Source organism: Burkholderia sp. Ap-955, from assembly GCF_011753045.1.
GTDB classification, from domain to species: Bacteria; Pseudomonadota; Gammaproteobacteria; order Burkholderiales; family Burkholderiaceae; genus Burkholderia; species Burkholderia lata_D.
This window is the reverse complement of record NZ_VWWH01000087.1, coordinates 21,893-30,649: the sequence shown is the minus strand read 5'-3', so window position 1 is coordinate 30,649 and position 8,757 is coordinate 21,893. Positions and strand designations below refer to the sequence as shown.

Here is an 8,757-nt window from a genome sequence, read left to right as displayed (position 1 = left end):
GGCCGCGAAGGATGCGTCCGCTGCGACGGGCGAGCGCGCGCCGCGCCGCGAGCGCCCGCCGCGCGCCGTCGTCGCGCCGAACGTGGTCCCGCCGATCACGTACCCTGAAAGCCTGCCCGTGTCGGGCAAGCGCGACGAAATCGCGCGCGCGATCGCCGGTCATCAGGTTGTCATCGTCTGCGGTGAAACCGGCTCGGGCAAGACCACGCAGCTGCCGAAGATCTGTCTCGATCTCGGCCGCGGCCTCGGCGCCGGCGGCACGGGCCTGATCGGCCATACGCAGCCGCGCCGCCTCGCCGCGTCGTCCACCGGCCGCCGGATCGCCGAGGAACTCGGCACGCCGTTCGGCGAAGTGGTCGGCTACAAGGTGCGCTTTACCGACAATCTCGCGCCGGGCGCGTCCGTGAAGCTGATGACGGACGGGATCCTGCTCGCCGAGACGCAGACCGACCCGTTGCTGAAGGCGTACGACACGCTGATCATCGACGAGGCGCACGAGCGCAGCCTGAACATCGACTTCCTGCTCGGCTACCTGAAGGAAATCCTGCCGAGGCGGCCGGACCTGAAGCTGATCGTCACGTCCGCGACGATCGACGCCGATCGCTTCGCGCGCCATTTCGGCACCGACGAGCGCCCGGCACCCGTGATCGAGGTGAGCGGGCGGCTGTATCCGGTCGAGATGCGCTACCGGCCGGTGGCCGAGGACCGTCCGGCCGTGAAGAACGCCGAAGGCACGGCCGGCCGCGACCGCGTGAAGACCGCGCGCGAAGCCGAGCGCGACCTGATGGACGCGATCGTCGACGCGGTCGACGAGCTGTGCCGCGAAGGCCCCGGCGACGTGCTGGTGTTCCTGCCCGGCGAGCGCGAGATCCGTGAAGCGGCCGAGGCGCTGCGCAAGCACCATCCGCCGCACACCGAGATCCTGCCGCTGTTCGCGCGGCTCTCGGCGGCCGACCAGGACAAGGTGTTCAAGGCGTCGAATGCGCGCCGGATCGTGCTCGCGACCAACGTGGCCGAAACCTCGCTGACGGTGCCGGGCATCCGCTACGTCGTCGACACCGGCCTCGCGCGCGTGAAGCGCTATTCGTACCGGAACAAGGTCGAGCAGCTGCAGGTCGAGTCGATCTCGCAGGCGGCCGCGAACCAGCGCGCGGGCCGTTGCGGCCGTGTGGCCGACGGTGTCTGCATCCGCTTGTACGAGGAAAGCGACTACCAGGCGCGCGCGCGCTTCACCGATCCGGAAATCCTGCGCTCGTCGCTCGCGTCGGTGATCCTGCGGATGAAGTCGCTGCACCTGACCGCGATCGAATCGTTCCCGTTCCTCGAGCCGCCGCCCGGCCGCGCGATCGCGGATGGTTATCAGCTGCTCAACGAGCTCGGCGCGGTCGACGACGACAACGCGCTGACGCCGCTCGGCCGCGAACTCGCGCGGCTGCCGCTCGACCCGCGCGTCGGTCGGATGATTCTCGCCGCGCGCGACCAGCAGTCGCTGCGCGAAGTGCTGATCATCGCGAGCGCGCTGTCCGTGCAGGACCCGCGCGATCGCCCGATCGAAGCGCAGGAGCAGGCTGACCAGGCGCACCGCCGGTTTGCCGACGAGCGTTCCGAGTTCCTGCAGTGGCTGAAGATCTGGGCGTGGTTCGAAGAGGCCGTCGCGCACAAGAAGTCGAATCGCCAGTTGATCGACGCGTGCCGGCAGAACTTCCTGTCGCACCTGCGGCTGCGCGAGTGGCGCGACGTCCATTCGCAGCTGCTGACCGTCGTGCGCGAGCACGGCTGGCGGCTGAACGAAGTCGAGGCGACCTACGAACAGGTTCATCTGGCCCTGTTGACGGGCCTGCTCGGCAACCTCGGCCTGAAGGCCGACGACGATCCGCACTATCTCGGCGCACGCGGGATCAAGTTCTACCTGTGGCCGGGCTCCGTGCTCGCGAAGAAGGCCGGCCGCTGGGTGATGGCGGCCGAGCTCGTCGAGACGAGCCGGCTGTACGCGCGCTGCCTTGCGAAGATCGAGCCCGAATGGGTCGAGAAGATCGGCGCGCACCTGCTGAAGAAATCGCTGTCGGAGCCGCACTGGGAAAAGCGCCCGGCGCAGGTCAGCGCGTACGAGCGCGCAACGCTGTACGGGCTGCCGATCTACCACCGCCGGCGTGTCGCGTTCGGCAAGCAGGACCCGGCGCGGGCGCGCGAGCTGTTCATCCGCGGCGCGCTGGTCGAAGGCGAGTTCGACACGAAGCTCGCGTTCTTCGCGCACAACCGCAAGCTGCTCGCCGACATCGAGCAGCTCGAGCACAAGTCGCGCCGCCAGGACGTGCTGGTCGACGACGAGCTGATCTACGCGTACTACGACCAGGCGATTCCGGAAGGGATTCACACGGGCGCCGCGTTCGAGCGCTGGTATCGCGATGAGGTGAAGAAGAGTGGCCAGCCCGAGGACAAGCTGCTGCTGCTGTACCTGTCGCGCGACGACCTGATGCGCCACGAGGCGGCCGGCGTGACGACCGAGCTGTTCCCGAAGCGGGCGACGATGGCCGGCGTCGAGATGGCGCTCACGTATCACTTCGAGCCCGGCACGCCGCGCGACGGCGTGACGCTCGCGGTGCCGCTGTATGCGCTGAACCAGGTCGACGCGCGCCGCTGCGAGTGGCTCGTGCCGGGGATGCTGAAGGAAAAGGTGCAGTTGCTGCTGAAGTCGCTGCCGCAGAAGCTGCGCCGGCATTGCGTGCCGCTGCCCGAGTATGCGGCCGGCTTCGTCGAGCGGATGGGCCGCGAGCGCTTCGGCGCGGGCGGGCTCGTCGAGGCGCTGATCGCCGACGTGCGGGGTGAAACGCAAATCGCGATGAAAACGGCCGACTTCAAGCTCGAGACGCTGCCCGCGCACCTGTTCATGAACTTCAAGGTGATCGACGAGCACGGCCGCCAGCTCGCGATGGGGCGCAATCTCGCGCAGCTTCGCCAGGAACTGGGCGCGCAGGCGCAGCAGCAGTTCCAGAAGATCGCGGCGGCGTCGACGATCGCGGCCGGTGGCGATGCCGACGGCGGCGAGCCAGTCGGCCAGGCGCCGGCCACGGCAGCGACGACCGGCGCCGCCGGCCGCAACGCGAAGGCCGGCAAGGGCGCGGCGCCGCAGACGGCCGCGCCGGCGGAAGCCGGCGCGACCGCGCTGTACGAGAACCTGACGACGTGGAATTTCGGCAAGCTGCCCGAGCTGCTGGAGATCCGCCGGCGCGGCCAGACGCTGTACGGCTACCCGGCGCTGGTCGATCGCGGCACGCATTGCGACGTCGAGGTGTTCGATTCGCCGGAGGAGGCCGCGCGCATCCACCGGGCCGGCCTGCGGCGGCTGTTCGCGCTGCAGCTGAAGGAGCCGATCAAGTTCCTCGAGAAAAACCTGCCGGGCCTGCGCGAGATGGCGATGCAGTACATGTCGCTCGGCACGCAGGACGAGCTGCGCGACCAGCTGATCGACACGGCGCTCGACCGCGCGTGCCTGCAGGACCCGCTGCCCGACGACGACGCGAGTTTCCACGCGCGCCGCGACGAGGGCCGGAGCCGCCTGAACCTGCTCGCGCAGGAAATCGCGCGGCTGGTCGGGCAGATCCTGGCCGAATACGCGGGGCTCGTGAAGAAGCTCGCGCAGGCGAAGCCGTTCGCGCAGGCGCATGCGGACCTGCAGCAGCAGCTCGCCGCGCTGGTCGGCAAGCGCTTCGTGATCGATACGCCGTACGCGCAACTCGCGCACTTCCCGCGCTACCTGAAGGGCATCGCGCTGCGGATCGACAAGCTGAAGGCCGATCCGGCGCGTGACGCGAAGCAGTCGGCCGACCTGCTGCCGCTCGCCCAGCAGTACCAGCGCGCGGTGTCGCAGCGCGGCGGCGTCGCCGATGCGCGGCTCGCGGAATTCCGCTGGCTGCTCGAGGAACTGCGGATTTCGCTGTTCGCGCAGGAACTGCGCACGCCGATGCCTGTCTCTGTCAAGCGTCTGCACAAGGTCTGGGAGTCGATGCAGCGCTAGCGCAACATCGGTTTCCCGGGCCCGCACCGGCGGCCGGCCCCGGCCGGCCGCGCGGCGCCTGCCGCGCCGGCCGATCGGGCCGCCGCGGCGTGCGTCGAAGTGGCGCAATGCCGGCTTCGGTCAACCGGCCGGCCTGGTCGAACGTTTTACAATGACGGTTGTTCCACGACGTGAGTCTTCATGCGCACTTTCCTTTCCCTCGGCCGCACGCTCGCGCTGGCCGCCGCCGTGCTGGCGCCCGCCGCCCACGCGAATAACGTGATCATCCTCAATTCGGCCGAAGCGACGCTGTCCCTGATTGACCAGCAGACCCGCGAAGTCGTCAGCACGATGCCGACCGGCAAGGAGCCGCATCACCTGATGGCGACGCCCGACAATTCGTCGCTGATCGTTGCAAATTCGGTCTCGAACAGCCTGATGTTCCTCGATCCGAAGACGGGCAAGCTGCAGCGCACCGTCGAAGGGATCGACGATCCTTACCAGCTCGGCTTCTCGCCCGACCGCAAGTGGTTCGCGGCGGCCGGCCTGCGCCTCGACCGCGTCGACATCTACGGCTACGACGGCCGCGACCTGAAGCTCGTGAAGCGCGTGCCGCTCGAGGTGATGCCGAGCCACCTCGCGTTCACGAAGGACAGCAAGACGCTGCTCGTGTCGCTGCAGGTTTCCGGCGAGATCGCAGCGATCGACCTGCCGACGCAGACGGTCAAGTGGAAGATGAAGGTCGGCAAGGTGCCGGCTGGCCTGTGGCTCACGCCGGACGACAAGTACCTGCTCGTCGGCATGACCGGCGCGGATTACGTCGCGGTGGTCGACTGGCGCAACCAGAAGGTCGTCAAGCAGATCTACACCGGCAAGGGCGCGCACAACTTCCGCTCGCTCGCCGACGGCACGCACGTCGCGGTCACGAACCGGGTCGCGAACACGATCAGCATCATCGACGAGAACTCGCTCACCAACGTCGGCGACATCACCGGCCTGCTGCCGGGCCCGGACGACATGGAGCTGTCCGCCGACAAGAAGACGCTGTGGGTGACGTTCCGCTTCGCGAAGAAGGTCGGGATCATCGATCTTGCTTCGCGCAAGCTGGTGCAGACGATCGCCGTCGGCCGCTCGCCGCACGGCATCTATTTCTACGACCGCGCGCCGTGGCGCGCCGCGAACGGCGCGTGACGGGCGGGGGAGAACGATGCTGCACCTGATCGATGCATTCGTATCGGACATCCAGACCTGGCTGTACGTCGACGTGGTGCAGCCGCTCCTCTTCAAGTTCAACCTGATGGACTATGACGAGGACACCTACGACGCGCTGTACTGGGTGATCGTCGGTGCGTTGCAGATGGTGCTGATGTTCGTGCTGCTGCGCCCGCTCGAGGCGCTGCTGCCCGTCGAGCGCTGGACGAACCGCCGGGCCGTGCGGGTCGACGTGATCTACACGGCGATCGCGAAGCTCGGCATCTACTCGCTGTTCTTCTTCTTCGCGCTGCAGCCGCTGTTCGACAGCTTCCAGGCGTGGCTGCGCCTGCACGGCGTCGCGAACCTGAACCTCGACTACCTGTGGCCGGGCGTGACCTCGAAGCCGATCGTCACGTTCGCGATCTATCTCGTCGTGCTCGATTTCGCCGGCTACTGGTATCACCGCTGGCAGCACAAGTTCGGCATCTGGTGGGAGCTGCACGCGGTGCATCACAGCCAGCGCCAGATGTCGCTGTGGTGCGATGACCGCAACCACGTGCTCGACGACGTGATCCAGTCGTGCTTCTTCGCGGCGATCGCGCTCGTGATCGGCGTGACGCCGTCGCAGTTCGTCGTGCTGACCGCGTTCACGAACTTCATGCAGAGCATTCAGCACACGAATGCGCGGCTGCCGTTCGGCTGGCTCGGCGAGCGCCTGCTCGTGAGCCCGATCTTCCACCGCCGCCACCACGCGGTCGGCTACGGCCATGAAGGCACGAAGTACGGCTGCAACTTCGGCGTGCTGTTCCCGTGGTGGGACATGATGTTCGGCACCGCGTCGTGGAACCGCACGGTCGAGCCGACCGGCATCCGCGACCAGGTCGAGGGCGTGTCCTACGGCGAAGGCTTCTGGGCGCAGCACGGCCTCGCGTTCGTGCGGATCTTCCGGCGCCTGTTCCCCGCCAAGCGCGGCGCGGCATCGGCCTGATCCGGCCATTCCCACGTTGAGCGGCTCTCCCACGCGGCCCGCATGTGCTTTGGCGCATGCGGGCCGCGTGGTTTATCCTTTCCCCGTTTTTCTCCGTCGATACAGGCTCGCATGAACGACTTGCTGCGTTCCTTCGTCCGCGCATTGGCGAGTGCACTGCATCCGCGCATGCTGTGGCTCACCCTGATGCCGTTTCTCGTCTCGGCCGTCCTGTGGGGCGTCGTGCTGTGGTTCTCGTGGCAGACGCTGCTGGACCTCGCACGCGGCGCGCTCGACGGCTTCGTGCTGACGGCCATGCTGTACCGCGCGTTCGACGCGATCGGCATGTCGCAGCTGCATGCCGTCGTCGCGCCGTTCGTGGTCGTGTCGCTCGCGATTCCGCTGATCGTGCTGACCGTGCTGCTGCTGATCGCGACGATTTCGATGCCGGTCGTGATCAAGCACCTCGCGAACCGGCAGTTCGCGTCGCTCGAGCCGAAGCGGGGCGGCACCTTCTTCGGCAGCGTGTTCAATTCGCTGTGGGCGGCGCTGGCCGGTGTCGTCGTGCTGGTCGTCACGATCCCGCTGTGGCTGATTCCGCCGTTCTTCGCGCTGCTGCCGCCGGTGATCTGGGGCTGGCTCACCTACCGCGTGATGACCTACGACGCGCTCGCGCTGCACGCGAGCCGCGACGAGCGCCGGGCGCTCGTGCGGCAGCACCGCTGGCCGCTGATCGGCATCGGCGTCGCGACCGGGCTGCTCGGCACCGTGCCGACCTTCGTGTGGGTATCGTCGGTCTGGATGATGGTGCTGTTCCCGTTCGTCGCGGCGGCCATGATCTGGGTTTACGCTTTCATCCTCGTCTTCTCTGCGCTGTGGTTCGGGCATTACTGCCTGCGCGCGCTGGAGGACCTGCGCGCGAGTTCGCGCGCCACCGCAATCGACATGGGGCAGGCATGAGCATCGGCATCATCATCATCGGCGACGAAATCCTTTCGGGCCGCCGGCAGGACAAGCATCTGGCGAAGGTCATCGAGCTGCTCGGCGCGCGCGGCCTCACGCTCGACTGGGCGGAATACGTCGGCGACGATCCGGCGCGCATCACGGCGACCCTCGCACGCGCGATCGCGTCGGGCGACATCGTGTTCTCGACGGGCGGGATCGGCGCGACGCCGGACGACCATACGCGCCAGTGCGCGGCCGCCGCGCTCGGCGTGCCGCTCGAGCTGCATCCGGAAGCGAAGGTGCTGATTTCCGAACGGATCCGCGAAACGCATACCGATCCGGCCAGGCCGGTCGATTTCGAGTCGCCGGAGAACCAGCACCGCTTCAACATGGGCGTGTTCCCGGTGGGCGCGACGATCATCCCGAACGGCTACAACCGGATTCCGGGTTTCTCGGTCGGCGATCTGCATTTCGTGCCGGGCTTCCCGGTGATGGCGTGGCCGATGATCGAATGGGTGCTCGACACGAAGTACGCGCACCTGCATCACGCGACGCCGCACGCGGAGCGCTCGCTGTACGTGTTCGAACTGCCGGAATCGACGCTCACGCCGCTGATGGAGCGCATCGAGCGCGACTTCCCGGGCGTGCGCGTGTTCAGCCTGCCGAGCGTTGGCGATGCGGAGCGCGGCGGGATCTATGCGCGCCGTCACATCGACCTCGGCGTGAAGGGTGAGCCGGAGGCAGTCGCGGCTGCATACGTGAAGCTGCGCGAAGGCGTGCACCTGCTTGGCGGCGACGTCGTCGAACCCGATACGCCGCGCGCCTGAGCGGAGCGCCGACCGGCCGCACAAAAGCCACGGGCCGCGCAACGCGGCCCGTCATCGGCATGTCATCGCCCGGCTCGACGATGGGGTTGTCGCAACCGGCGGGAGCGGCGTGCCGTCAGGCGCCGATCCACGGCAGTTTCCGGAAGCACCAGCCTTCGACCGTCTTGCGGTGGCCTTCGGCGTCCTTCGCGCCCTCGAAGCCTTCGAGCAGGTCGAACGCCTTCGTGAAGCCGGCCTGCGTGGAGGCGACCGCGGCGAGCTTCGAGCGCGCGGCGCTGCGGCACAGGAACAGGATGGGCGTATCGGCCGGGAGGGCCGCCTTCAGTTCGTTGACGAATTCGGCGTTCGGCACGCCGCCCGGGTAGCGCGTCCATTCGAGGTGCAGGTACTGACCGTCGCCGACGAGCGGGCGGCCGATCCAGTCGAGTTCGGCGCGGGTGCGCACGTCGACGAGGCGCGCCGACGGATCGAGCTGCAGCAGTTCGAAGGCCTCGGCCGGCAGCAGCGCCCCGGCGTAGTTGAGCGAGGCTTGTGCGCGGCGTTCGTCGGCCTTCGCGTAAAGCTGGTCGAGCGTACTCATGGCGGGGAGTCTCCTATCGGTCAAACGAACATTCTAGCGCGGCGTCGCGGCACGGATATCCGCGTGGGGTACGGTGGGCGCACCCCACACGCGCTCACCAAAAGAGTGCAGAATGGTGCGCATGCACCAAGATGATTCCAAAGGTGGGGCGCGCTGTGACGATTGCACCATCGCGGTGCTTTCGGTTGGCAGGCGATGGGCAGCCGAGCCCCGGAATTGCGCAGCAGAGCCCCGTCGCGACGAGCGCTGG

General features: G+C 68.0%; 6 protein-coding genes. 5 read left to right on the top strand and 1 reads right to left on the bottom strand.

Features of this window, described 5'->3' with window-relative positions; translation table 11 throughout:
* Positions 1–82: 82 nt before the first annotated feature.
* The 5 genes from hrpA (at position 83) to F3J15_RS30435 (ending at position 7,927) form a co-directional block, all read left to right on the top strand.
* Positions 83–4,015: an ATP-dependent RNA helicase HrpA gene (gene hrpA / locus F3J15_RS30455; protein ID WP_345891969.1), complete on the top strand. Its 3,933-nt coding sequence runs from the start codon at positions 83–85 to the stop codon at positions 4,013–4,015.
* Between the two features lie 180 nt (positions 4,016–4,195).
* Positions 4,196–5,185, top strand: a complete 990-nt coding sequence (locus F3J15_RS30450; protein ID WP_166895881.1) for a beta-propeller fold lactonase family protein — start codon at positions 4,196–4,198, stop codon at positions 5,183–5,185.
* 16 nt (positions 5,186–5,201) lie between these two features.
* Complete coding sequence (locus tag F3J15_RS30445; protein WP_069248377.1) at positions 5,202–6,176, top strand: sterol desaturase family protein; 975 nt, start codon at positions 5,202–5,204, stop codon at positions 6,174–6,176.
* A 111-nt stretch (positions 6,177–6,287) separates the two neighbouring features.
* A complete protein-coding gene (locus tag F3J15_RS30440) occupies positions 6,288–7,115 on the top strand; it encodes an EI24 domain-containing protein (protein ID WP_166895879.1) in 828 nt (275 codons plus the stop codon).
* On the top strand, positions 7,112–7,927 hold the full coding sequence (locus F3J15_RS30435) for a molybdopterin-binding protein (RefSeq protein ID WP_069248375.1): 816 nt from the start codon (positions 7,112–7,114) through the stop codon (positions 7,925–7,927). Before F3J15_RS30440 ends, F3J15_RS30435 begins: the two co-directional genes overlap by 4 nt.
* A 115-nt stretch (positions 7,928–8,042) precedes the next feature.
* Here the strand turns inward: F3J15_RS30435 and F3J15_RS30430 are convergent, their stop codons facing one another.
* A complete protein-coding gene (locus F3J15_RS30430; RefSeq protein WP_069248374.1) occupies positions 8,043–8,507 on the bottom strand; it encodes a rhodanese-like domain-containing protein in 465 nt (154 codons plus the stop codon).
* Positions 8,508–8,757: the final 250 nt, after the last annotated feature.

Bases quoted from the DNA above. Each gene is read 5' to 3' on its own strand.
- F3J15_RS30450 (WP_166895881.1), top strand. From the start codon at position 4,196: ATGCGCACTTTCCTTTCCCTCGGCCGCACGCTCGCGCTGGCCGCCGCC.
- F3J15_RS30445 (WP_069248377.1), top strand. From the start codon at position 5,202: ATGCTGCACCTGATCGATGCATTCGTATCGGACATCCAGACCTGGCTG.
- F3J15_RS30440 (WP_166895879.1), top strand. From the start codon at position 6,288: ATGAACGACTTGCTGCGTTCCTTCGTCCGCGCATTGGCGAGTGCACTG.
- F3J15_RS30435 (WP_069248375.1), top strand. From the start codon at position 7,112: ATGAGCATCGGCATCATCATCATCGGCGACGAAATCCTTTCGGGCCGC.
- F3J15_RS30430 (WP_069248374.1), bottom strand. From the start codon at position 8,507: ATGAGTACGCTCGACCAGCTTTACGCGAAGGCCGACGAACGCCGCGCA.